Below are 24,412 nucleotides of genomic sequence, written 5' to 3' on the forward strand. Positions count from 1 at the left end.
GTGCGCTGGACGACCAGCACGTGCTCGACGCTGGGGGCCTCGGCCACGGCGTCGTCGACGGCGGCCTTGAGCGGCATGGCCTTGCCGCGGCGGTATTGGCCGTCGGCGGTGATGACGACCTTGGCCTGGGCGTCGTTGATGCGCGAGCGCAGCGCTTCGGCGGAGAAACCGCCGAACACGACGCTGTGCAGGGCGCCGAGGCGGGCGCAGGCCAGCATGGAGAACACGGCCTCGGGCAGCATCGGCAGGTAGATCGCGACCCGGTCACCGGCGCCGACACCCAGCTCGGCGAGGGCGTTGGCGGTGCGGGAGACCTCGCGCTGCAGTTCGGCGTAGGTGATGGCGCGGGTGTCGCCGGGTTCGCCTTCCCAGAAGATCGCGACGCGGTCGCCGTGGCCGGCTTCGACGTGCCGGTCGGCGCAGTTGTAGGCCACGTTGAGCTTGCCGCCGACGAACCACTTCGCGAACGGCGCGCCGGACCAGTCCAGGACCTGGTCCCACTCGGTGTCCCACCGCAACCGCGATGCCTGCTCGGCCCAGAACGCCTCGCGGTCCGCATCGGCCTGGCCGTAGAGCGCCGACGTGGCGTTGGCCTGCGCCGCGAAATCCTCGGACGGTGCGAATCGGTCGTGGGCTTCGTTGCTCACGGACAACTCCCTGATGATCGGTGCGGGGTACTGGGCCCGCAACGTAAGCAACTCCCGTGATCTGTGGCACCACCTGCGCGACCGATCGTCGTGCTGACGCGTCCGAACGCCCCCGCTGCGCGACGAGCGGCGGATGAGCGGTCTCGCTCACGTCAGCCGAACGGATTAGCATCCCAGCATCCATCAATGGCGATTTGGGGTTTTCGATGCCGGCACCGACCAACCGCACGCCCTCGGGCGCGTGGTCGTTGCGGCGCCCGGCATCCGAATCGGTGCTGCGCACCGCGCGCCGCCTGGCCGTGAACCTGCGCGCCGGTCCCGCCGGTCCCGGAGTGCCCAGCGCGCTGCGCGACCTCCGCCGGCTCCTCGACGTCGACGCGGTCGGGATCAGCGACCTGTCCGGGTCGCTGCAGTGGTCCGGCCGGTCGAAGGCCGAGCCGGACGCGGTGACCTCGGTGGCCGACGTGCTGCACACCGAAACCCGCAGCGGCCGCCCGCCGCTGGTGGCGATGCCGCTGCTGGTGCAGGACGAGCTCGCCGGGGTGCTGGTCATCGACGGCGAGGTCCGGATGTCGGCGGTGCGCGAAGCCACCGCCTGGGTCGAGGACGCGCTGGAGCACGGCAGGCTGGAGCACTCGGCGGAGCTGGCCGCGCAATCGGAGCTGCGCGCTCTGCGGGCCGAGATCTCCCCGCACTTCATGTACAACGCGATGACCGTGATCGGCTCGCTGGTGCGCTCCGACCCGGAGCGCTCCCACGAGCTGATGCTCGACTTCGCCGAGTTCATCCGCTACGGGCTGGCCCGGCACCGCGACTACACCACCGTCTCCGACGAGTTCCACGCCATCGAGACCTACCTCGCCCTGCAGCGCGCGGTGCTGGGGGAGCGGCTGCGGGTGCAGATCCGCGTCGCGCCCGAGGTGCTGGCCGTGGCGATCCCGTACCTGGTGCTGCAGCCGCTGGTGGAGAACGCCGTGCGGCACGGCATGGAACCCAGGTTCACCCCGGGTTCGGAAGGAGTCGGCACCGTGCAGGTGCGCGGCGAAGCCGAGGGGAACGATCTGGTCATCAGCGTCGAGGACGACGGGGTCGGCATGGATCCCGCCCACGCCGAGGCGATCCTCGCCGGGCACGGGCCGGCCGACTCGGTCGGGCTGGCCAACGTCGACCGGCGGCTGCGCAGCGTCTACGGGGCCTGGTACGGGCTGGTCGTGGAAACCGCCGAGGGAGCGGGTACCCGAGTGGTGGTCCGCGTCCCGCGATTCCATCCGGGAGTGGTGCCGAGTTGAGCGAAGGACTGCGCGCGCTGGCCGTGGACGATCTCCCGCCCGCGCTCGACGAGCTGTGCAGGCTGCTGCGGGAAGCACCCGAGGTCGCCGAGGTCGTGTCGGCCTCGGATTCGCTCAGCGCGCTGCGCACGCTGCAGAGCGACCGGTTCGACGTGGTGTTCCTGGACATCTCCATGCCAGGGCTGGACGGCATGGAGCTGGCGTCGCTGCTGGCGAAGATGAGCGAGCCGCCGGTGATCGTGTTCGTCACCGCCTACGAGCAGCACGCCGTGCAGGCCTACGACATCGGAGCCGTTGACTACCTGCTCAAACCCGTTCGCGCGGAAAGGCTCTCGGCTGCGCTGGACCGGGTGGCGCGGCTGCTGGCCACCGAGGACGTCGCGGAACCCGTTCCGGCGCAGCCGGACGCGATGGTGGCGCTCCCGGTCGAGACGGCGGGGCGGACACGCTACGTGCGGCGCAGCGAGGTGCTGTTCGTCGAGGCGCACGGCGACTACGTGCGGCTCAACACCCGCAGCGGCGTGCACGTGGTGCGCATGCCGCTGTCCCGGCTCGAGGAGTACTGGGAGGGAGCCGGTTTCGTGCGGGTGCACCGCAGCTTCCTGCTATCGCTGGGTGCTGTGCGGGAGCTGCGCAGCGACTCCGCCGGGGCGCTCAACGCCCACACCGACGCCGGTGACGTCCCGGTCAGCCGCAGGCACGCGCGGGATCTGCGGGAGCGGTTGCTGGACAACGCCCGGCAGGCCGAGATCGCCGACCCGCGGGGGCGGGGATGAGCGGTGGTCCGAAGCGGGTGGCGGTGACCAGCCCGCAGACCCGGGTGGCGCACGCTCGCCGCGTGATGCGGCGGCGCTGGCGGGCGCCGCGCCTCGAACCGGGGGAGGCGTTGCGGGCCAGGTCCCTGCACCGGGCGCAGCGCAGGCTCGGCGCGGTGACGCTGCTCCTGCTGTTCGCGCTGGTCTTCGGGTTGCCGCTGGTGTTCGCCGCGGTTCCGGCGCTCGACGAGGTGCGGGTTCTCGGCGTTCCCGTCTCCTGGGGTTTGCTAGTGCTGCTGCCGTTCCCGGCGATGGCGGTGCTGGCGCGCTGGCAGCTGCGCGCGGCCGAGCGCGTCGAGGAGCGCTGAGCCGTGTTCGCCCTGCTGACCGTCGCGGTCATCGTGCTCCTCACGCTGCTGATCGGGCTGCGCGGGGTGGCGGCGATGCGCACCACCTCGGACTTCCTGGTCGCGTCCCGGCAGGTGTCACCGCTGGTCAACGCGGCGGCGGTCTCGGGGGAGTACCTCTCGGCGGCGTCCTTCCTCGGCGTGGCCGGGCTGATGCTGTCCAACGGCGTGGGCGCGCTGTGGTACCCGGTGGGGTTCACCGCCGGGTACGTGGCGATGCTGGTGCTGGTCGCCGCCCCGATGCGCCGGTCCGGAGCCCTCACGGTTCCCGACTTCGCCGAGGCCCGCTTCGCCTCGCCGGAGCTGCGGCGGCTGGCCGCGGTGGTGGTGCTGATCATCGGCGGGCTGTACCTGGTCCCGCAGTTCCGCACCGCGGGCCTGGTGCTCAGCGTGGTCAGCGGGACGCCGTACTGGGTGGGCGTGGTCATCGCCGGGACCGCGGTGTCGGTGACCCTCGCGCTGGGCGGCATGCGGGCGGCGACCTACGTGCAGGCGTTCCAGTTCTGCCTGAAGCTGCTGCTGTTCGTGATCCCCGCGGTGTGGCTGGTGCTGCAGGTCGGCCCGGCGGTGCGGCACGACGCGCTGCACCCGGTGCAGTTCACCCACTTCGCCGAGGACACCCCCGTGACGTTCCGCGTCGCCGTGGACCTCGACATCACCGAACCGGTGACCGCGCGCGACGCCGAGGGACGGCCGGTGCCGCTTCCGCCGGGCGCTCACGAGATCGAGGCGGGGCGGACGCTGACGTTCCCCGCCGGTGCGGCGGTCCCCGAGATCGACGGCGTGGACGTGCCGGGCGGGCCGGACTGGCGGCGGCCGCTGCTGGACCTGGAGAACGCCGGCCACCCGCTGCTGGGGACCTGGGCGGTGCTGGTGGCCACCATGTTCGGCACGATGGGGTTGCCGCACGTCATCGTGCGGTTCCACACCAGCCCCGACGGGCGTGCGGCACGGCGGGCCGCCGCGATCACCGTGCTGCTGCTGGGCAGCTTCTACCTGTTCCCGGGCATCTACGGCGCGCTCGGTCGGGTGCTCGTGCCGCAGCTGTACCTCTCCGGCGTCACCGACTCGGTGGTGGTCGGGTTGCCCGCGCAGGTCGACACCGGCTGGGTCGGGACGGTGTTCACCTCGCTGCTCACGGGCGGGGCGTTCGCGGCGTTTCTCGCGACCTCGCTGGGCCTGCTGCTGGTGGTCTCCGGCGCGATCTCCCACGACCTCACCCCGGGCGGTCTGGGTCAGCTGCGCTGGACCGTGCTGGGTGCGGCGGCGGTGGTCGTCCTGCTCGCGCTGCAGGCCGCCCACCTGTCCGCCGGCGTGCTCGTGACCTGGGGGTTCACCGTTGCCGCCGCCACGTTCTGCCCGCTGCTGGTGCTGGGCATCTGGTGGCCGCGGCTGACCAGGACCGGAGCGCTGTGGGGCGTGCTGGTCGGGCTGACCGCCACGTCGGGAGCCATCGGCGCGACCCTGTTCGGCCCGCAGCTCGACGGCGTGCCCGCGATCCTGCTCGCCCAGCCCGCTCCCTGGGCGGTTCCGCTGTCCTTCGCCACCATGATCGCGATCTCGTTGCGCGGGAAGACCCCGACGTGGGCCGAGACGGCCATGCTGCGCCTGCACCTGGACGAACCATCGCGCACCTGAACGCGATGTTCACGCGCAGGTAACGAGCAGGAGAAGGGCGCGACCGCTCGTCCCAGTCGGCGGGCCGTTCGTCGACCGTTCGTCTCGTGCGGCCGTCATCGGTCTCGGACGGCTCCCGCTGCGGCTCGGGGCTTCCTTAACGTGGCGCTCCTCACACGTTAGGGAGGATCCGTGAGCACCACCGACTCGGCCAATCCGCCGCCCACCGGAGATGTGTGGCACGAGGCCCACGCCAGCGAGGACTTCGCCACGCTGCGCCGGCGGCTGCGGGCGTTCGTCTTCCCGGTCTCCGCGCTGTTCCTCGTCTGGTACCTGGTCTACGTGCTGCTGGCCGACTACGCCCACGCATTCATGTCGATCAAGCTCGTCGGCAACATCAACGTCGGGCTGGTGCTGGGCCTGCTGCAGTTCGTGTCCACCTTCGTCATCACCACGCTCTACGTGCGCTACGCCAACCGGAGCCTGGACCCGGTGGCCGAACGCATCCGCGTCAAGGTCGAAGACACTGCCTGAAACCCCAAGGAGTAGCAGGGATGTACCACCTCGCGCAGGGGTTGCAAGGAAGCAACCCGCTGCTCAACATCGGAATCTTCGCGGCCTTCGTCGTGGTGACGCTGGTCGTCGTGCTGCGCGCCAGCCGGAACACCAGCACCGCCGCGGACTACTACGCGGGCGGTCGCGCGTTCTCCGGGCCGCAGAACGGGATCGCGATCGCCGGTGACTACCTGTCGGCGGCGTCGTTCCTCGGCATCGTCGGCGCGATCGCGCTCTACGGCTACGACGGATTCCTGTACTCGATCGGCTTCCTGGTCGCATGGCTGGTGGCGTTGCTGCTGGTGGCCGAACTGCTGCGCAACACCGGCAAGTACACGATGGGCGACGTGCTGGCGTTCCGCATGCGCCAGCGCCCGGTGCGCGCCGCGGCGGCGACCTCGACGTTGATGGTCAGCTTCTTCTACCTGCTGGCGCAGATGGCGGGCGCGGGCGTGCTCGTCTCGCTGCTGCTGGGCGTGTCCAGCGGGAGCGGGCAGGCGCTGGTGATCGCGATCGTCGGCGTCATCATGATCGTCTACGTGCTGGTCGGCGGCATGAAGGGCACCACCTGGGTGCAGATCATCAAGGCGGTGCTGCTCATCAGCGGCGCGGCCGTGATGACGGTGTGGACGCTGGCGTTGCACGGCTTCGACTTCTCCGGCCTGCTGCAGGCGGCGGTCGACCGGGCGTCCTCGGGTGAGAAGCTGCTCAACCCCGGTGCCAAGTACGGGAAATCGGACACCAGCAAGCTGGACTTCCTGTCGCTGGGCATCGCCCTGGTGCTGGGCACCGCGGGTCTGCCGCACGTGCTGATGCGCTTCTACACGGTGCCGACCGCCAAGGAAGCGCGGCGCTCGGTGGTGTGGGCGATCTGGCTGATCGGCCTGTTCTACCTGTTCTCGCTGGTGCTGGGTTACGGCGCGGCGGCCATCGTGGGTCCGGAGGCGATCAAGAACGCGCCGGGTTCGTCGAACGCCGCGGCACCGCTGCTCGCTCAGGCGCTGGGCGGCCCGCTGCTGCTCGGGTTCATCGCCGCGGTCGCCTTCGCCACGATCCTGGCCGTGGTGGCGGGCCTGACCATCACCGCGTCGGCGTCGTTCGCCCACGACATCTACGCCAACGTGATCAAGCGCGGGAAGGTCGAGGACAAGGACGCCGAGGTCCGCGTCGCGCGGATCACCGCGGTGGTCATCGGCGCGGTCGCCATCGTCGGCGGCATCCTGGCCCGCAACCAGAACGTCGCGTTCCTGGTGGCGCTGGCCTTCGCCGTGGCCGCCTCGGCGAACCTGCCGACGATCCTGTACTCGCTGTTCTGGAAGCGTTTCAACACCTCCGGGGCGCTGTGGAGCATCTACGGCGGTCTGGTCACCACCGTGGTGCTGATCGTGTTCTCCCCGGCGGTGTCGGGGACCGAGGAGTCGATGCTGCCGAACGTGGACTTCCACTGGTTCCCGCTGCAGAACCCGGGTCTGGTCTCGATCCCGGCGGCGTTCTTCTTCGGGTGGTTGGGCACGGTCCTGTCCAAGGAGCACCTGGAGGACAAGTACGCCGAGATGGAGGTTCGCTCGTTGACCGGCGCGGGCGCTGAGAAGGCGTCCGCACACTGATCGTCGTGCTGCACGGCGGTCCCCGGTGGGCCGGGGCGCGATCCCCTCTCGCGCTCCGGCCCACCGCGCGTTCCGGGTGCTCGTCGAATTGATCCGGTCGCGAGATGCGGAATGGCGAAGCGGAGCATGTGGTTCCGATTTCCCTTGAGTTGATCGGCTCCTTTCGCGCCGGGATCGAATCGGGGTCGGCCATCCGATTCTCCCGCGCGGGTGCCGTTCGCGGCTCGCGGTTGCTGCGAACGGCTCCACGGCGCCTGCTTTGGGCGAATTATGGCGAGATCCGCAAGGTTTTGGCGAGAACTGCTCGTTCCCGCGACGAATAGTTGATTGCGGATGAAACCGGGTTAATCTTCTTTCGTCCGATGATTTTTCTGGCCTCACTGGCATTTTTATCGGCTCACTCCTTGATCGGTGATCTGACCGATCGCCTTGATCGACTCCATTGCAGCGGATCCCGCGCGCCCAGATCGGGCCGGTGATCCCTGAGCGAAAGGCGTCCGATGAAACCCAGAACCGCAGCACGAATCACCGGAGCGGCGCTCGTCGCCGCTGGAACGGTCGCAGCGCTGACCGCGCCCGCGACCATCGCCGACCCCGCCGACGCGCCGGTGTCGCCGGAGCTGGTCACCGCCATGCAACGCGATCTCGGCCTCACCGCTGACCAGGCCAGGGTGCGGCTCGACCAGGAAACCGTCGCGGCACGAGCCGACAGCGCGCTGCGCGACGCGCTCGCGGGCAGTTACGGCGGCTCCTACTTCGACGCGAACCTGGGCAAGCTCGTCGTCGGGACCACCGACGCAGCCCTCTCCGACGAGGTGCGCGCGGCCGGTGCCGAACCCCGGCAGGTCGCCGCGAGCCAGCGGCAGCTCGACGAGATCGTCGAAGCCCTCGACCGCCGCGGCGCGCAGGCACCCGCGGCGGTGACCGGCTGGTACGCCGACGTGCGGGAGAACGCGGTGGTGGTGACCACCCAGCTCGGGACCTCGCAGCAGGCAACCGATTTCGTGCGCGACGCGCAGGTGTCACAGGAGTCGGTGCGGGTGCTGGAGTCCCCCGCGCGGCCGGAGACCTACGCCGATGTCGTCGGCGGCTACGCCTACTACACCGCCGCAGGTGCGCGGTGCTCGATGGGCTTCGCCGTCCAAGGTGGATTCGTCACCGCGGGCCACTGCGGGGCGCCGGGTGAGGGCACCACCCAGCCGACCGGTTACTTCGCGGGGTCGTCCTTCCCCGGCAACGACTACGCCTTCGTCAACACCGGCACCGACGACACCGGACACCCCCTCGTCTACGACTACAGCGGCGGGTACGTCCGGGTCTCCGGGTCCGCGGAAGCACCGCTGGGTTCGTCGATCTGCCGTTCCGGGTCCACCACGGGTTGGCACTGCGGCACCGTGCTGGCCAAGAACCAGTCGGTGCGCTACCAGGAGGGCACCGTCAGCGGGCTCACCCGGACCAACGTCTGCGCCGAACCCGGCGACTCCGGCGGCTCGTTCATCTCCGGCAACCAGGCCCAGGGGATGACCTCCGGAGGCTGGGGCGACTGCCGCACCGGCGGCGAGACCTACTACCAGCCGGTCCGAGAAGCCCTCTCCGCCTACGGTCTGACCCTGCTGACCCAGTAGGCGACGACGCGGTTGCTGCGACCCGGCCGAGTCCCGGGTCGCAGCAACGCGTTCCGCCCGAGTGAGCCCGCTCGTCTAGGACGGCACGAGGGCTTTGGCGGCGAGCGGGACGCATTCGCACGTCACCGGCAGCTCCGCGAACCGCTCGCCGTCGGCGTAACCGGTGATTCCCGGGGTCGACAGGTGCACTCGGCGGGCCCGGTAGGTGGTCACCTGCGGGTGCTGGACGTGCGTTCCGGGGTAGATCGTGGGAAGCAGGCGCACGATCTGGCTGCGCCGTGCCGGTCCGATGACGGTGATGTCGAACAGGCCGTCGTCGGGCACCGCGTCGGGGCAGATCCGCATGCCGCCGCCGTACGTTTGGCCGTTGCCGACCGCGACCAGGATGGCCTGCGTCGTCAGCTTCCGGCCGTCGAGTTCCAGGGCGTAGTCCAGCGGACGCAATGCGGCCAGCTCGATGAGCGTCGCGAGGTTGTAGCGCAGCTTGCCGCGCGGCCACGTGAGCCGGTTGGTGCGCTCGGTGACCAGGGCGTCGAAGCCGCCGGCGAACGCCGTGCCGAACCAGCGGTCGCCGACGCGTCCCAGGTCGATCGGGCGCACGGCGCCGTCGAGCACCACTTGCGCGGCGGCCACCGGGTCGTGGCGCGGGATCCCCAGCATCCGGGCGTGGTCGTTGCCCGTTCCGGCCGGGATGACGCCGAAGGGCGTGTCCGTCCCGGCGACCGCTTGCAGCGCGGTGTTGACCACTCCGTCGCCGCCGCAGGCGACCAGCGCCCCCGTTCCCGCCGCGACGGCTCGGTGAGCGAGCGCGAGCGAATCCGCCTCGTCCCGGCCGACCAGTACCGTCGCCGTCGTGCCGGAGGCCCGCAGGTGCCGCAGCGCGCGCAGCGCGGCGGCAGCGGTGCGGCCCTGCCCGGAGCGCGGGTTGACCAGCAGGGCGATGTCGGTGATCACGGGATCAGCTTGCCCGGGTTGAGCACACCGGACGGATCCACAGTGGACTTGACGGCGCGCAGCACCTGCACGCCGAGCTCGCCGATCTCGTCGGTCAGCCACTCCAGGTGGTCCGTGCCCACGGCGTGGTGGTGGGTGATGGTGGCTCCGGATCGGCTGATGGCGTCGCCCGCCGCGCGCTTGGCCCGTCGCCACTGCGCCACGGGGTCCTCGCCGCGCCCGCAGGCCACCGTGAAGTACAGCGACGCGCCGGTCGGGTAGACGTGCGAGATGTGGCACATGACAAGGGGAGGGGTGCCCTGCGCCTGCAGCGATTCGGTGAGCGCCCCGCGCACGGCGTCGCAGGTCGCGGTCAGCTGGGACCAGGTGCACGCGGTTTCCAGGGTTTCCACCACGGTGTTGACGTCGAGCAGCGCGTCGCGCAGGTACGGGCCGTGGTAGCGGCCGTGGTCCCACTTCTCGGCGGGCGCGGCGCCCAGCGAGGAGCCGCCTGCTTCGGCCAGCAGTTCCACCACCCGCTCGCGGGCTGCGATCCGGGAGCCTTCGTAGCGCGTGATCATCAGGCATCCGCCGGCCTGCTCCCCGCTGCCGACGTCGTGCGCGGTGGCGAGGTTGATCATCGTCTCGGCCTCGTCGGAGAGCCGGGCGACGGTGGGCAGCGCGCCTTCCTGGGCGAGCATCCGCAACGCCGTCGCGCCGGTGGTGAAGTCCGGGAACGACCAAGCCTCGGATTGCACCTCCTCGGGCTTCGGGTGCACCCGGACGGTCACCTCGGTGATGATCCCCAGCGCGCCCTCCGAGCCGAGGAAGAGCTGCCGCAGGTCCGGCCCCGCCGCGGACGCGGGAGCCCGGCCGAGGTCGAGCTCGCCGTTCGGGGTCGCGACGCGCAGCCGCACCACCATGCCGTCGAACCGGCCGTACCCGGCCGACGCCTGGCCCGAGGAACGCGTCGCCGCGAAGCCGCCGATGCTGGCGTGCTCGAAGCTCTGCGGGAAGTGACCCAGGGTGAAGCCGTGCTCGGACAGCAGGGCCTCGGCCTCCGGGCCGCGCAGGCCCGCCTGCAAGGTCGCGGTCTGCGACTCGGCGTCGACCTCCAGCAGGCCGTCCAGCAGTCGCAGGTCCAGGGCGATGACCGAGCCGAAGCCGCCGCGTTCGGGCTCCACGCCGCCGACGACGCTGGTCCCACCCCCGAACGGGACCACCGCCACCCGGTGCTCGGCGCACTGCGCCAGCACCGCGCACACCTGCTCGTGGGAGCCGGGCAGCACCACGGCGTCGGGCGCGGACTCCGCCTCGCCGGCCCGGCGGCGCAGCAGGTCCGGGGTGCTCTTGCCGCCCGAGTGCAGCAGCCGGGTGTCGTCGTCGGTGCGCACGCCGTCGTCACCGACGATCGCGGCCAGCGCCGAGCGGACCTCGGCGGGCAGTCGCGATTGCCCGACGCGCACCTCGCAGCGGCTCACCGAGGGAGTGTCCCGGCGTTCCACGCCGAGGCCCTGCTCGATCAGGGCGCGCACCTGCTCGGACACGGGGTTGGCCCCCTCGGCGGTGCCCCAGGCGTTCCACTCCTGCTCCGGGGTGCGGTGCTCAAGCTCAGTCATGCGTTACAGTTTTACACATGACGTCAAGCCGTAACGACGATGCCATCCTCGACGCCGCGAAGCAGTGCGTGCTCTCGGTCGGCATGCGGCGCACCACGCTGGCGGAGATCGCCCGCCGAGCGGGGGTGAGCCGCCCGACGGTCTACCGGCGCTGGCCGGACGTGCGAACGCTGTCCGCGGACCTGCTCACCCGCGAGCTCGTCGCCCTGCTCCCGGTCGACACCTGGGAGGGGGCGCGCGAGCACGGGGTCGACGGGATCGTGCGCACCGTTTCGGCCGTGCGGCAGCACCCGCTGTTCCTCAAGATCCTCGAAACCGACCCGGAGCTGCTGACCACCTACGTGTTCGACCGGCTCGGGGCCAGCCAGCAGCGCATCCTCGACGTCCTCGCCGCCGCCATCCGCAGCGGGCAGGCGGGCGGCACGATCCGCGCGGGAGACCCGGACGAGATCGCCGCGATGGTTCTGCTGCTGGCGCAGTCCGCGGTCCTGTCCGCCCGCATCGTCTCCGACGCGCTTCCCCCGGAACGCCTCGACGCGCAGCTGCGCGCCGTGCTCGACGCCTACCTCAGCCCCGAGGAGTGATCTGATGATCTCGCTCAACGCCGCCCGGCGCACCAGGGACCTGACCGAACTCGCCGACGGAGACGAGGTCGACCTGCTCGTCGTCGGCGGCGGGGTCACCGGCGCGGGCGTCGCGCTCGACGCCGCCTCGCGCGGCCTGAGCGTGGTGCTGGCCGAGAAGCACGACCTGGCCTTCGGCACCAGCCGGTGGAGTTCGAAGCTGGTGCACGGCGGACTGCGCTACCTCGCTTCCGGCAACGTCGGGATCGCCTACGAGAGCGCCGTGGAACGCCGCGTCCTGATGGAGCGCACCGCGCCGCACCTGATCCGCCCGCTCCCGCAGCTGGTGCCGCTGGTCTCGGGAGTCGGGGCGAAGCAGGTGGCGCTGGTGGCCGCCGGGTTCGTCGCGGGCGACCTGCTGCGCCGCGGCTCCGGGACCGCCGGGTCGGTGCTGGCCCCGCCGCGCCGGGTCTCCCGCGTGGAGACGCGCCGGATGGTGCCGACCGTCCGGCAGGAAGGGCTGCGCGGCGGCCTGCTGTCCTGGGACGGTCAGCTCGTCGACGACGCGCGGCTGGTGGTCGGCCTCGCGCGGACCGCGGCGTCGCATGGGGCTCGCGTCCTCACGCGCTGCGCGGCCGAGCAGGTCACCGGCGACGGTGCCGTGCTGCGTGACCGGCTCACCGGCGAGACCGTCGACCTCCGAGCCCGGAAGGTGATCAACGCGGCCGGGGTGTGGGCCGGCGAAGTGGCGCCGGGACTGCGGCTGCGCCCGAGCCGTGGCACGCACCTGGTGGTCTCCGACGCGGTGTTCGGCGGTCTTGACGCGGGGCTCACCGTGCCGATTCCGGGCACCACCAACCGGTTCGTGTTCGCGCTGCCCGCCGGGCACGGCCGGGTCTACATCGGACTCACCGACGAGGAGCAGGAAGGCCCGATCCCCGACGTGCCGACCGCCTCGGCCGAGGAGGTCTCGTTCCTGCTGAAGACGGTCAACTCCGTGCTGGCCCGGCCGATCCGCGAGGAGGACGTGCTCGGCACGTACTCCGGCCTGCGCCCCCTGCTGGACGCCGGTGACGGTCGGAGCTCGGACCTCTCGCGCGAGCACGCGGTGATCACCGGCGACAACGGCGTGATCAGCGTCGTGGGCGGGAAGCTGACGACCTACCGCAAGATGGCGCAGGACGCCGTGGACGCCACCGCGCTGACCACCCGGCCGTGCCGCACGCGCGAGCTGCCCCTCGTCGGCGCGGCGAGCTCCGCGCATCTGTCCACCGTGGACGCTCCGCGGCGCCTGATCTCCCGCTACGGAACGGAAGCGACGGCCGTGGTCGCCGAGGCGGGTGGCGACCGCCGGCTCCTGGAACCGATCGACGGCGTGGACGTCACCCCGGCCGAACTCCGTTTCGCGGTGCGGCACGAGGGCGCTCTCGACGTCTCCGACCTGCTCGACCGGCGCACCCGGCTCGGCCTGGTCGCGGCGGACCGCGAGCTCGCCACCGACGCCGCGGAAGAGGCGTTGAGCCTGGGCTGACGGGAAGCCGGCGGCGGAGCCGCTGATTCAACCCGCACCACCACGCAAAGGCACACACTAAACAGCGTGGGAGCCCAGGTGCGCTGGTCCGGCGAGGTTGCTCTGGGCGTAGACCTCGGTGAGGACGCGCAGCGCCTTCGTCGCTTCGCGCGGGCTGATCCAGAAGGGTTCGTCCTCGCCGAGCCGGGCGTAGAAGTCGCGGATGAGCGCTTCGTGGGACACGCCCCAGTAGGAGCGTCCGTTCGACGACGACCGGCGTTCGGCCACCGTTCGCACCCGTCCGTCGGCGTGGGTGATGGTGAGGTCACCGCGGATCGAGAGGGCGCCGCGCTCGGTGGTGATGTCGATGGTGACGGGTGCGTGGACCACGTTGGCCAGCGAGCCGAACACCAGGCTGCGCGCTCCGCCGTCGTGGGTCAGGAGCAGCTCGGCGGTGTCCTCGACCTCGACGACGTGCTGGCGGGTCGAGGCGTGGCCCTGGACGCCGACGACGTCGCCGACGAGCCACTGCACCAGGTCGAGGGTGTGGATGGCCTGGTTGATGAGCAGCCCACCGCCGGCGGTGGCCCACCTGCCCCGCCACGGCTTGGCGCGGTAGTAGTCCGGGGTGCGGGTCCACATCACCGTCGCGGTCGCGCCGAGCACCGGGCCCAGCTCGCCGGAGTCGAGCAGCTCGCGGGCGGCCTGCGCGGTGGCGTTGTATCGGTTCTGGAAGCACACGCCGACGCGGCTGCGACCCCGCTCGGCGGCTTCGACGAGGCGCTCGGCTTCGTCGAGGGTGTGGGCGAGCGGCTTCTCGACGAGCACGTGCACCCCGGCGTCGAGCAGGTCCAGGGCCACGGGCGCGTGCTGGTGGTGCGGGGTGCAGACGTGGGCGACGTCGGGGCGCAGGGCCTCCAGGAGGGCGCGGTGGTCGGCGAACCCGGCGACGCCGACGCGCTCGGCGGTCGTGGCCAGCGCCGCGGGATCGGTGTCGCACACGGCGACGAGCTCGACGTCCTCCAACGCCTGGATCGCCTCGAGGTGCACGGTCGAGACGTCGCCGCACCCGATGACGGCCGCTGTGATCATCGGTGCTCGATCCCTTCCTCCTTCAGCAGGGCCGTGAACGCCTGCCACGCCTCGGTGAACAGCTCGGGACCGGAGAACCCGCCGAGGCTGTGCGTCTGGGACAGGTGCGGTTCGAGGGAGAAGAACCCGTCGAAGCCGTCCTCGCGCAGCGCCCGGACGGTCTCGGCGACCTCGCCGTCGCCGCGACCCGCGGCGCACACCTCACCGTCGACGAGGTGCGCGTCCTTGATCTGGACGTACTCCAGGTGCGGGCGCAGCGCGGCGTAGCCGTCGGTGAAGGGCCGCACGCCCACCTGGACGAAGTTGGCGGCATCCCATGCCGCGCGCAGGTTCGGCGAACCGACCGATTCGAGGACGTCGACGCAGCGGCGGGGGATGTCGCCGTAGATCTCCTTCTCGTTCTCGTGCAGCAGGACGACGCCGCCCCGCTCCGCCACGTCGGCGAGGGCGCGCATGCGGCGCAGCACCTCGTCGCGGGCGTCGTCGGGATCGGTGCCCGGGCGCATGAAGAAGGAGAAGATCCGGATGTAGGGGGCGTCGAAGCGGTGCGCGACGTCGACGGCGTGGCGGGCGCGGTCGAGGTGGGCCTCGAAGTCCTCGTCGAGGAAGATCTTGCCGATCGGCGATCCGATGCTCGACACCCGCAGGCCGTGGGCGTCGAGCAGGCCCTTCGCCCGCGTGAGCTGCTCGTCGTCGAGGTCGAGGACGTTGGTGCCCCACGCGCTGCGGAACTCCAGGTACGACAATCCAAGCTCGCCGAGCAGGGAAGCCTGCTCTTGCAGGTCGGGCGAGATCTCGTCGGAGAATCCCGAGAGCGTCCACATGCGGGGTGCTCCTCACTGAGCCGGGTGGAGAGGTCTACCACCCACCATGATGGGTGATCGATCGCGCTCCCAGGTGTTGCCGGTTGTTGCCACGCCCGGCCGGAAACAGCTGGCAACCCGTGGCCGAACCGGGGGCGAGCGCGCAGAGTCACGAGTGCGCCTCGTCGGCACGAGGCGCGGCCACTCGCTCGCGAGACGAAGGAGAAACGCCCATGTCCAGGAAGGTCCGGCTCGGGATCATCGGTTTCGGCGCCCAGGGCTCGGCGTACGCGAAGTTCATCGAGGACGGCCTGGTCCCCAACGTCGAGATCGGCGCCATCGCCGACGTCGAGGCCGCCAGGCGGGAGGCCGCAGCCGCCGAGCACGGCGTGCCCGTGCACGAGGACCACGAGTCGCTGCTGGCCGGGGGAGAGGTGGACGCCGTCGTGACGACGGTGCCGCACTACCTGCACCCGCAGATCGGGATCGACGCGCTGCGGGCGGGTGTCCACGCGCTGGTCGAGAAACCCGCCGGGGTCTACACCAAGCAGGTCGAGGAGCTCAACGAGTGCGCGGCCCAGCACCCCGAGCTGACGTTCGCGATCATGTTCAACCAGCGCAACAATCCGCTCTACCAGCGCATCAAGCAGATCGTGGACGCCGGCGAGATCGGCGCGATCCGGCGGACGAACTGGATCATCACCACCTGGTGGCGCCCGCAGGGCTACTACGAGCAGTCGGCGTGGCGCGCCACCTGGGGCGGTGAGGGCGGCGGCGTCCTGGTCAACCAGGCCCCGCACCAGCTCGACCTGTGGCAGTGGATCTGCGGAGTCCCGAAGTCGGTGTACGCCAAGGTCGCCTACGGCTTCCGCCGGGACATCGCCGTGGAGGACGAGGTCACCGCCCTGGTCGACTACGGCGGCGGGGCCACCGGCACCTTCGTCACGGCCGTCCACGACCTCGCCGGGACAGACCGGCTGGAGATCCTGGGCGACCGGGGCAAGATCGTCGTCGACGGCTCGAAGACCGCCACGGTCACCCGCCTGGTCGACGACGAGCGCGCGCTGTCCGACCGCATGGGCATGGACGACGTGCGCAAGCTCTTCAAGGGCGAGGTGGACCCGACCACCTACTACTCGCAGGAGGTCATCGAGTTCGAATCCGCTTGGGGCGCACAGCACTCGGGCGTGCTGGAGAACTTCGCGGCGAACGTCCTCGACGGCACACCGCTGCTCGCGCCGGGCAGCGAGGGCGTCAACGGGGTGCGGCTGGCCAACGCGATCCACCTGTCGAGCTGGCTCGGACAGGAGGTCCCGCTCGACTTCGACGAGGACGTCTACCTGGCCGAGCTCAACAAGCGCATCCGCTCGGAGGGCAAGTTCCCCGAACGCCCGGCAGGCGCCTGACACCGACCCGGCAGGACGCCCTGGCCCCGCCTCCCGCAGGCGGAGCCAGGGCGTCCTGTTGCGCGCTGAGATGGCAGGTCAGGAGGGGGTTCGGCTGCAACTACTGGCAACCGCTTCTGTCAGCCTGTGACGTCTGTCGCAATGGTGTGCACCTCGGGCTGGACGGGTGAGCACCGACCGCCACCGCCGCTCAGCCCCTCGCACCCGCGGTCGCCCAACGACGAGCGCCCGGCGAAAGGACACACCCGATGAGCGTGAACCACGCGGAAGGTTCCGACTCCTCCGGCAGAGCGAACACCGGCAACCTCACCTCCGCTCCGGAGGAACCCGGCGCGGCTCCGGTGAAGGGCCGCGGCAAGGCGATCGGCTCCCTCGCGGCGGCCAGCGCGGTCGACAACTCCGAGAACAGCCTGATCAACACGTTCTTCCCGCTGATCCGCGACGCCTTCGGGCTCAGCCTCGGCGCCCTGGGCATCATGGCGAGCCTGTCGCGGTTCGCCCGCATGATCGCCGGACCGCTGTGGGCCATGGCCGCCGACCGGTTCGGCCGCAAGAAGGTGCTGTTCATCGTCACCGGGCTCTGGGGCGTGTGGACCGCGGCGGCCGGCCTCGCACCGAACTTCACGACGCTGCTGATCCTCTACAGCATCGGCGTCCTCGGCACCGTCGCCTCCGAACCGATCACCAACGGCCTGCTCAGCGATCTCTTCGACGACGAGCAGCGCGGCCGGGCGTTCGGCACGGTCCGCTCCCTCGGATCGCTGATCGGCATGGGGCTCGGACCGGCCCTCGCCCTGTTCGCCAACGATCCCAACGGTTGGCGCTACGGCATGTTCGCCATGGGCGGGCTGAGCGTGCTCTCCGGTTTCGCCATCCTGATCTTCGTCAGGGAGCCGGAGCGCCGCACGGCTATCTCCGAAGACCCCGATGTGGGCCGGTTCCGCGTCGCCGACGCCGTGAAGCTGTTCAAGATCCCCACGATCGCGCTGCTCGCGGGGATGCTCCCGATGGTGACCAGCCTCGTGCTGTTCACCTACTTCGTGACCTTCATGGTCGACGCCCGCGGTTGGGGCGTGCCCTCGGCCGCGCTGCTGTTCTCGGTGCTCTCCGGCGGCATGGCACTGTCGTCCTTGCTCGGCGGATTCCTCGGGGACTGGTTCGTCCGGCGCTTCGGCCACAAGGGACGGATCATGCTGATGCAGATCTACCTGGTCGCCGTGTCCGGGATGTCGGTGGTGGCGCTGCAGATCGACTGGGGCAAGGGCATCGCCGTCTACGTCGTGATGTTCCTGTTCGGCCTGATCATGCTCATCGGCTTCTCCGCCTGCGTGCTGCCGATGGTCTCCGCGGTCGCCCCCAAGCAGCTGTCCGCGACGGCCTTCGCCGTGCTGTTCTCCCTGATCCAGGGCGGACTCGCGGCGCTGCTGACGCTGGCCATGGGATTCCTCGGCGAAACACTGGGCCTGACCCAGGTCATGCTCTACCTCGTGACCGTGCCGTACCTGCTCAACGCCGTGTACTGGTTCGCCTTCTACAAGACCTACCCGAAGGACGTCGCCAGGCAGGCCGAGCGCACGGCAGCCGTCGAAGCAGGGACCTTCTGACCGGATCTCGCAAGCCCCTACAACGATGGGAGAACGCATGGCAGTCCTCGGCGTCCAGATGATGATGCTCAAGCAGCAGGTCGCGGAGCAGGGCATGTTCCCGGTCCTGCGGCAGCTGCGCGCTCTCGGCTACGACGCGGTCGAGGTCTCGCAGATCCCGATGGACGAGGCCAACACCACCGACCTCGAAAAGGGCGTCACCGAACTGGGACTCGACGTCGGAGCGCTGTCCGTCGCGCTCAAGCGCAACGCGTTCGCCACCGGCGACAGCCTCGACACCGACTTCGACAAGATCATCGCCGACTGCGCGCGCCTGAACACCCGCTACGTGCGGATCGGGATGATGCCCTACGAGGCGATGGCGTCCAAGGACGCCTGCGAGGCGTGGGCGGGCGAGTGCGAGCAGCAGGCTCGGCGACTGGCCGACGAGGGGATCACGCTGCTCTACCACAACCACCACGTCGACCTCGCCCAGTTCGACGGTGAGCGGATCTTCGACCTCGTCCGCAGGGTGGCGGCCACGGTGGCCTTCGAGGTCGACCTGTTCTGGGTGCAGCGCGGGGGCATGGCCCCGCTGGACATGCTCCGGGAGTACTCGGGCGTGTGCAAGACGGTTCACGTCAAGGACTTCCGGGTGCTGCCGCTGCCGCCGGAGTCGGTGGAGCTCATCACCTCGGGAGATCCCGAGGACCGCGCGAGGTTCATGACCCTGTTCAACACCAACGTGCAGTTCGCCGAGGTCGGCCAGGGCAACATGAACTGGCCGGACCTGCTGCCCGCGGCCGAGCGCGCGGGAGCGGAGTACTTCTTCGTCGAACAGGACGACCAGTACGGCCGCGACCCGATGGACTGCCTGCGCGACTCCCGCGAGTACCTCCGCAGCATCGGCTACTGACGCTGCCCGTCGTCTCCCCGCGTGAGGGCTCGTGTTCCGCCTCACGCGGGGACTTGACACTCTTCGAGCGGTCTGGCTAACGTTCCCGCCCGACGGGCAGGCCCCGTCGCACAACCGAACATTCGCTCGCGGCTCGCCGCGAGTGGTTACTAGAGACGCAGAGAACAGTAACCCGTGCACGCACCGGGGGACTGTTCTCTTTTTTCATGCCCGGAACCGGTCTCCCGCCGATCCCGAGCACTCCCGCGCCGGCCACGACGAGGTGGCCACGATGAGAACACCGGCCGCGTGAACACCGCCAACCCTGAAGAAGGGCGATCCATGGACCTCCGCGACTTCTCGCTCGACGCGTTCTCCCTCGCGGGCAAGAACGCCGTCATCACGGGCGGCAACACCGGCCTGGGGCAGGCGTTCACCCTGGCCCTGGCCAAGGCGGGCGCCGACGTGTTCGTGCCCAGCCTGCTCGACGACGACGGCACCACCCGCGAGCTCGTCGAGGCCGAGGGCCGGCGGATGGAGTTCCTGGACGTCGACATCACCGAGGACGGGGCACCTCGCCGGGTGATCGAGGCCTGCGCCTCCCGGCTCGGCTCGGTGGACGTGCTCGTCAACTCCGCCGGGATCTGCCGGATGGCGTCGGTGGAGGACTTCGGCCGCGAGCAGTGGGACCCGATGCTCGACATCAACCTCACCGCGCCGTTCGAGCTGGGCCGAGAGGCGGCCAGGTTCATGACCGAGCAGCGCTCCGGCAAGATCATCAACATCGCGTCGCTGTTCTCGTTCCTCGGCGGCCAGTGGTCCCCGGCCTACGCCGCGACCAAGCACGGCATCGTCGGCTTCACCAAGGCCTACTGCGACGAGCTCGCCCAGCACGGCATCCAAGTCAACGCCATCGCCCCCGGCTACTTCGCGACCGCCATCACCGAGCGCACCCGGGCCGACGCGGAAGCCAACCAGCGCGTCCTGGACCACATCCCGGCCGGGCGCTGGGGCGAGGTCGCCGACCTGATGGGCGCCACCGTCTTCCTGGCCTCCCGCGCTTCCGACTACGTCAACGGGCACGTGCTCACCGTCGACGGCGGCTACCTCACCCGCTGACCCATCCCGCAACCCGCACGGAGGAAACCTTGACCGCATCAACGGCATTCGAGAACGACGAGATCATCGCGCGACTGCGCGAGATCGTGGGCGACGAACGGGTGGTGACCGACGAGCAGGTGCTGCGCGAGGCCAGCGTGGACCGGTTCAAAAAGTACACCGCGGTCCACGGCATCTTCGACGGCCCGCTTCCCCGCGCGGTCGTGCGCGCCGCCGACACCCGGCAGGTCGCCGAGGTGCTGGCCTTCGCCGACGAGCACCGCATCAACGTGGTGCCGCGCACCGGCCGCACCGGCACCGAAGGCGGGCTGGAGACCAGCGTGGAGGGCACCATCGTGCTCGACGGCTCCGAGATGGCCTCCATCGTGCGCATCGATGAGGAGAACATGCAGGCCACCGCCCAGTGCGGTGTCCCGCTGCAGGTGCTGGAGGACGCGTTGCGCGAGCAGGGCCTGACCACCGGGCACTCGCCGCAGTCCAAGCCGCTGGCGCAGATGGGCGGGTTGGTGGCGACCCGCTCGATCGGCCAGTTCTCGACCCTCTACGGCGGCATCGAGGACATGGTGGTCGGTCTGGAAGCGGTGTTCCCGGACGGCACCATCAGCCGGATCAAGAACGTCCCGCGCCGCGCGGCCGGGCCGGACATCCGGCACGTCGTGATCGGCAACGAGGGCGCGCTGTGCTTCGTCACCGAGGTTACGGTCAAGGTGTTCAAGCACCAGCCGGAGAACAACCGCTTCCACGGCTACCTGATCGACGACGTGCACACCGGTGTGTCGATCCTGCGCGAGGTGATCACCGAGGGCTTCCGGCCATCGGTGGCGCGGGTGTACTCCGAAGAGGACGCCGCGCAGCACTTCTCGCACTTCGCCGACGGCAAGTGCGTGCTGGTGTTCGTCTCCGAAGGTCCGAAGGGGATCGTGGAGGCCACCAGCGCCGAGATCGAGCGCATCGTCTCCCAGCACCCGCACACCGCCGTAGACCCGGCGCTCGTCCAGGCCTGGTTCGACGATCTCAACTGGGGACCCGACAAGATCAAGGCCGAGCAGGACACCATGCTCGCCGAGCAGCGCCTGGGCTACACCACCGAGGTCTCGGCCGACTGGTCCAGCGTCGGTGCGATCTACGACGCGGTGATGCACCGGATCCGCACCGAGTACCCGCACGCCGCGGATCTGACGATGCTGGGCGGGCATTCCTCGCACAGCTACCAGACCGGCACGAACATGTACTTCGTCTACGACTACGCGATCAACTGCGAACCCCGCGAGGAGATCGAGAAGTACCACAAGCCGCTCAACGCCATCATCGTCGAGGAAGCCCTGCGGCACGGCGGTTCGATGGTGCACCACCACGGCATCGGCAAGTACCGCGCGCAGTGGACCGAGCAGGAGCACGGCAGCGCGTACCAGATGCTGGTTCGGCTCAAGGAAGCGTTCGACCCACGGGGGATCATGAACCGCGGGACGATCTTCCCCGCGGACTGAGCAGGCGGGGCGGCCGCAACGGCGCGGCGCGCCCCACGCGGTCCGTTCTGCTCAGGGGCGGGCGAGACCCCGAAGGGGCAAGCGCAGTGGCTCCGCCACTTCGGACATGGATTCCAGCTTGGAGAGGCGATGACGGGCTACCTGATCGGCGTCGACAACGGGTCGCAGAGCACGAAGGTGACGATCTTCGACGAGCGCGGTAACCCCGTCAGCCAGGGGCGCCAGGCCTTGCGCCCCAACCACACCCCGCGTCCCGGTGTGGTCGAGCACCCCGACGACGACCTGTGGTCCTCGGTGGGGGCCGCGTGCCGCGAGGCGATGGCTGGTTTCCCGGGCGATCCGGCCGAGATCGCGGGTGTCGGGCTGTGCACCATCCGCTTCTGCCGCGCGCTGCTGCGCGCCGACGGGACCCTCGCGCATCCGGTGCTGAGCTGGATGGACGAGCGGGTCTCCCGGCCCTACGCCCACACCGATGAGTCGGTCGCCCGCGTCACGACCTCCTCGGGCTACATCACCCACCGGATGACCGGGGAGTTCCGGGACACCGCGGCGAACTACCAGGGCATGTGGCCGATCGACACCGACACCTGGCAGTGGTCGCAGGACCCGGAGGTGCGGCAATCCGCGGGCATCCCGCCCGAGATGCTCTTCGAGCTGGCGATGCCCGGGGAGACGCTGGGCCGGGTTACCGCGGCGGCCGCCGAGCACACCGGGCTGCCGGTCGGGCTGCCTGTCGTGGCCACCGCCAACGACAAGGCCGTCGAGGCGCTGGGGTGCGGGTTGCGCGGTCCGGGGGACCTGCTGATCTCGCTGGGCACCTACATCGCGAGCATGACCGTCGGCGAGCGGAACATCCAGGGCGCCACGAGTTTCTGGACCAACTTCGGCAGCGTCGCGCACGAGTACCTCTACGAGAGCGATGGCATCCGGCGCGGCATGTGGACCGCGAGCTGGCTGCGGGACCTGCTCGGCGAAGAGGTCGTCCAGGGCGCGCAGCGAGCCGGTCTGAGCCCCGAGGAGCACCTCAACGCGGGCGCGGCGCAGGTGCCCGCGGGCTGCGACGGGCTGATGGCGGTGCTGGACTGGCTGGCGCCGACCGACGCGCCGCACCGCAAGGGCGCGTTCCTCGGCTTCGACGGGCGGCAGGGGAGGTTCCACCTCTACCGCTCGGTGCTGGAGGCGATCGCGCTGACGATGTACGACCGGGCGGGCGCGATGGCCGACGAGCTGGGCACCGGCTTCGAGCGGGTGATCGTCTCCGGTGGCGGAGCGGGTGCCGACGTGATGATGGGCATCATCGCCGACGTCTTCGGCGTTCCGGCGGTCCGCACGGCGGTCAACGACGGCGCCGGGCTGGGTGCCGCGATCTGCGCGGGGGTCGGTCTCGGCCGGTTCACCGGTGTGGACGAGGCAGTGGCCGCGATGGTCTCGGTCGGCGAGGAGTTCCGGCCCGACGAGGCGAACCACGAGCTCCACGCGCGACAGCACGAGGTCTACCGGGACATCACCCGGCACACCGACGAGGTGTTCCGCCGGTCCGCCCGGATCTTCGGGTGACTCACATCGCCCAGACATCGGTGTTCGAGGAGGCGATGGCCGCCGCCCCCGCTCCGAGGGCGGCGACCACGTCGTCCTTGTCGCACACCAGGCCGCCGGCGATGATCGGCACGTCGATGTCCGCCCGCAGCCAGGTGATCACGCGAGGCACGCAGCCGGGCAGGATCTCGACGTAGTCGGGCTGGGAGATCGCGATCTGCCTGCCGAGGTTGTGGTAGGAGAACGAGTCGACCAGGAAGAACCGGTGCACGCCCAGAAGTCCGCGCGCGCGAGCGGCTTTGACCAGCGCGGCCTTGGAGCTGAGGATCCCGTCGGCGCCGGTCTTCTCCCGCACGAACTCGACGACGATCTCCTTGGCGACGAAGCCCTCGACGAGATCGACGTTGACCAGGACCATCTTGCCGGCGTTCTTGAGCCGTTCCACCAGCGACGGCACGGTGAGCACCGAGCCGTAGAGCAGGAACGCGACCGGGCACTCCGACCGGAGCGCGGCGTCCAGCCCGGCATCGTCCTTGACGCTGGCGATGACCGGGCTGTCGAGCAGAAGATCTTCCATGATGGCGCCATGCTCTCACAACGCGCACCGCCCATGACCTGGGGTGTTGCGGAGTTCCGCGGGGCTTAACGGCGCTCGTCCGCCTCAGGCGTCGAGCTGGCGCCGGGCGCCTTCGAACAGGGCGGAGCAGGTCTCGACGAGGACGGTCGGCGGTTCCTGCTGCCCGCGGTGGAGCCAGTCGACGAGCAGGTGGTTGACCGCGCCGACGAGTCCGACGGCGGCCAGCCGCTGCCGGTCGGTCGGGGCGGCCTGGTCGTCGATGCGCAGCCACACCGCGGTGGTGAGCTCGGCGAACTCCCGCAGGACCGCGTGCCTGCGGTTCTCCAGCTCCGCCGAGACCCCCACGACCTCCAGCAGGACGACGCGGGCGCGGCGCGTGTCGGCGGTGAGGTGCTCCACGAACGCCGAGAGCCCGCGCCACGTCACCGCGTCGGCTTCGCGCTCGTCATCGAGCGCGGCGACGGTGGTCGCGCGCAGCCGGTCGACCAGCTCGTCGTAGAGCGCCACCAGGCAGTCGTGCCGGTCGCGGAAGGACTCGTAGAAGTAGCGCTCGGTCAGCCCGGCCTGTCGGCAGAGCTGCTTGACGGAGGTCGCCGAGTACCCCTGGGAGGCGAACAGCTCCAGCGAAGCGTCCAGGAGCGCCTCGCGCCGTTGCCGGGTGCGCTCGGGGGCGTCGAGCCCGGAGTAGCGGCGCCCCGGTCGCTGCTGGTGCCCGGCGTTCTGCGTCATCGCACGTTCCTCGGGTCGGCTTGTGCGGAATCTTACCCACCGCATCTCTGACACCGGC

Annotated in this window: 22 protein-coding genes; 15 read left to right on the forward strand and 7 right to left on the reverse strand. The window is 70.5% G+C overall.

Annotation, left to right across the window (positions count from 1 at the left end; genetic code table 11):
• Positions 1–647, reverse strand: a 647-nt coding sequence (locus AB0J78_RS08905) for an AMP-binding protein (RefSeq protein WP_363788144.1), incomplete at its 3' end; no start/stop codon positions are given.
• A gap of 206 nt (positions 648–853) precedes the next feature.
• Here AB0J78_RS08905 and AB0J78_RS08910 point away from each other — a divergent pair.
• The 7 genes from AB0J78_RS08910 to AB0J78_RS08940 all read left to right on the forward strand — a co-directional run bounded on the left by AB0J78_RS08910 (position 854) and on the right by AB0J78_RS08940 (position 8,502).
• Positions 854–1,936 carry a histidine kinase gene (locus tag AB0J78_RS08910; RefSeq protein ID WP_363788145.1) on the forward strand — a complete coding sequence of 361 codons (1,083 nt, stop codon included), beginning with the start codon at positions 854–856 and terminating at the stop codon, positions 1,934–1,936.
• The gene (locus AB0J78_RS08915) at positions 1,933–2,712 is read left to right on the forward strand and encodes a LytTR family DNA-binding domain-containing protein (RefSeq protein WP_363788146.1); all 780 of its coding nucleotides are present in this window, start codon (positions 1,933–1,935) and stop codon (positions 2,710–2,712) included. The genes AB0J78_RS08910 and AB0J78_RS08915 overlap by 4 nt, the downstream gene beginning before the upstream one ends.
• Positions 2,709–3,059: a hypothetical protein gene (locus AB0J78_RS08920; protein ID WP_363788147.1), complete on the forward strand. Its 351-nt coding sequence runs from the start codon at positions 2,709–2,711 to the stop codon at positions 3,057–3,059. Before AB0J78_RS08915 ends, AB0J78_RS08920 begins: the two co-directional genes overlap by 4 nt.
• Before the next feature lie 3 nt (positions 3,060–3,062).
• Entirely contained in the window at positions 3,063–4,736 is a 1,674-nt protein-coding gene (locus AB0J78_RS08925; RefSeq protein ID WP_363788148.1) for a cation acetate symporter, read from the forward strand.
• A 171-nt stretch (positions 4,737–4,907) separates the two neighbouring features.
• Positions 4,908–5,249, forward strand: a complete 342-nt coding sequence (locus AB0J78_RS08930) for a DUF485 domain-containing protein (protein ID WP_363788149.1) — start codon at positions 4,908–4,910, stop codon at positions 5,247–5,249.
• Between the two features lie 20 nt (positions 5,250–5,269).
• Positions 5,270–6,877 carry a cation acetate symporter gene (locus tag AB0J78_RS08935; protein WP_363788150.1) on the forward strand — a complete coding sequence of 536 codons (1,608 nt, stop codon included), beginning with the start codon at positions 5,270–5,272 and terminating at the stop codon, positions 6,875–6,877.
• A gap of 500 nt (positions 6,878–7,377) precedes the next feature.
• A complete protein-coding gene (locus AB0J78_RS08940; protein ID WP_363788151.1) occupies positions 7,378–8,502 on the forward strand; it encodes a S1 family peptidase in 1,125 nt (374 codons plus the stop codon).
• Between the two features lie 75 nt (positions 8,503–8,577).
• Here the strand turns inward: AB0J78_RS08940 and AB0J78_RS08945 are convergent, their stop codons facing one another.
• Together AB0J78_RS08945 and AB0J78_RS08950 are read right to left on the reverse strand one after the other, a co-directional pair.
• Positions 8,578–9,456, reverse strand: coding sequence for a diacylglycerol kinase (locus AB0J78_RS08945; protein WP_363788152.1), 879 nt, complete (start codon positions 9,454–9,456; stop codon positions 8,578–8,580).
• Complete coding sequence (locus tag AB0J78_RS08950; RefSeq protein WP_363788153.1) at positions 9,453–11,054, reverse strand: FAD-binding oxidoreductase; 1,602 nt, start codon at positions 11,052–11,054, stop codon at positions 9,453–9,455. Before AB0J78_RS08950 ends, AB0J78_RS08945 begins: the two co-directional genes overlap by 4 nt.
• A gap of 17 nt (positions 11,055–11,071) precedes the next feature.
• Here AB0J78_RS08950 and AB0J78_RS08955 point away from each other — a divergent pair, with 17 nt between their 5' ends.
• Both AB0J78_RS08955 and AB0J78_RS08960 read left to right on the forward strand, forming a co-directional pair.
• On the forward strand, positions 11,072–11,638 hold the full coding sequence (locus AB0J78_RS08955; RefSeq protein ID WP_363788154.1) for a TetR/AcrR family transcriptional regulator: 567 nt from the start codon (positions 11,072–11,074) through the stop codon (positions 11,636–11,638).
• A gap of 4 nt (positions 11,639–11,642) precedes the next feature.
• A complete protein-coding gene (locus AB0J78_RS08960; protein ID WP_363788155.1) occupies positions 11,643–13,148 on the forward strand; it encodes a glycerol-3-phosphate dehydrogenase/oxidase in 1,506 nt (501 codons plus the stop codon).
• A 57-nt stretch (positions 13,149–13,205) separates the two neighbouring features.
• Here the strand turns inward: AB0J78_RS08960 and AB0J78_RS08965 are convergent, their stop codons facing one another.
• Both AB0J78_RS08965 and AB0J78_RS08970 read right to left on the reverse strand, forming a co-directional pair.
• Positions 13,206–14,219 carry a Gfo/Idh/MocA family oxidoreductase gene (locus AB0J78_RS08965; protein ID WP_363788156.1) on the reverse strand — a complete coding sequence of 338 codons (1,014 nt, stop codon included), beginning with the start codon at positions 14,217–14,219 and terminating at the stop codon, positions 13,206–13,208.
• A complete protein-coding gene (locus tag AB0J78_RS08970; RefSeq protein WP_363788157.1) occupies positions 14,216–15,043 on the reverse strand; it encodes a sugar phosphate isomerase/epimerase family protein in 828 nt (275 codons plus the stop codon). The genes AB0J78_RS08965 and AB0J78_RS08970 overlap by 4 nt, the downstream gene beginning before the upstream one ends.
• 212 nt (positions 15,044–15,255) lie before the next feature.
• Between AB0J78_RS08970 and AB0J78_RS08975 the strand changes: the two genes are divergently transcribed.
• From AB0J78_RS08975 to AB0J78_RS09000, 6 genes are all read left to right on the forward strand, one after another.
• Positions 15,256–16,428: a Gfo/Idh/MocA family oxidoreductase gene (locus AB0J78_RS08975; protein WP_363788158.1), complete on the forward strand. Its 1,173-nt coding sequence runs from the start codon at positions 15,256–15,258 to the stop codon at positions 16,426–16,428.
• Positions 16,429–16,676: 248 nt separating this feature from the next.
• Positions 16,677–18,032: an MFS transporter gene (locus tag AB0J78_RS08980; RefSeq protein WP_363788159.1), complete on the forward strand. Its 1,356-nt coding sequence runs from the start codon at positions 16,677–16,679 to the stop codon at positions 18,030–18,032.
• 37 nt (positions 18,033–18,069) lie between these two features.
• Positions 18,070–18,927, forward strand: coding sequence for a sugar phosphate isomerase/epimerase (locus AB0J78_RS08985; protein ID WP_363788160.1), 858 nt, complete (start codon positions 18,070–18,072; stop codon positions 18,925–18,927).
• Positions 18,928–19,248: 321 nt separating this feature from the next.
• Positions 19,249–20,025, forward strand: a complete 777-nt coding sequence (locus AB0J78_RS08990) for an SDR family oxidoreductase (protein WP_363788161.1) — start codon at positions 19,249–19,251, stop codon at positions 20,023–20,025.
• A gap of 29 nt (positions 20,026–20,054) precedes the next feature.
• Positions 20,055–21,512 (forward strand): FAD-binding oxidoreductase, encoded by a 1,458-nt coding sequence (locus AB0J78_RS08995; RefSeq protein ID WP_363788162.1) that lies wholly within the window; start codon positions 20,055–20,057, stop codon positions 21,510–21,512.
• Positions 21,513–21,641: 129 nt separating this feature from the next.
• Entirely contained in the window at positions 21,642–23,069 is a 1,428-nt protein-coding gene (locus AB0J78_RS09000; protein ID WP_363788163.1) for an FGGY family carbohydrate kinase, read from the forward strand.
• A 1-nt stretch (position 23,070) separates the two neighbouring features.
• Here the strand turns inward: AB0J78_RS09000 and AB0J78_RS09005 are convergent, their stop codons facing one another.
• Both AB0J78_RS09005 and AB0J78_RS09010 read right to left on the reverse strand, forming a co-directional pair.
• Positions 23,071–23,625 (reverse strand): glycerol-3-phosphate responsive antiterminator, encoded by a 555-nt coding sequence (locus tag AB0J78_RS09005; RefSeq protein ID WP_363788164.1) that lies wholly within the window; start codon positions 23,623–23,625, stop codon positions 23,071–23,073.
• An 84-nt stretch (positions 23,626–23,709) separates the two neighbouring features.
• A complete protein-coding gene (locus AB0J78_RS09010) occupies positions 23,710–24,354 on the reverse strand; it encodes a TetR/AcrR family transcriptional regulator (RefSeq protein ID WP_363788165.1) in 645 nt (214 codons plus the stop codon).
• Between the last annotated feature and the right edge of the window lie 58 nt (positions 24,355–24,412).

It is taken from the genome of Saccharopolyspora sp. NPDC049426 (assembly GCF_040676935.1).
GTDB lineage: Bacteria > Actinomycetota > Actinomycetes > Mycobacteriales > Pseudonocardiaceae > Saccharopolyspora.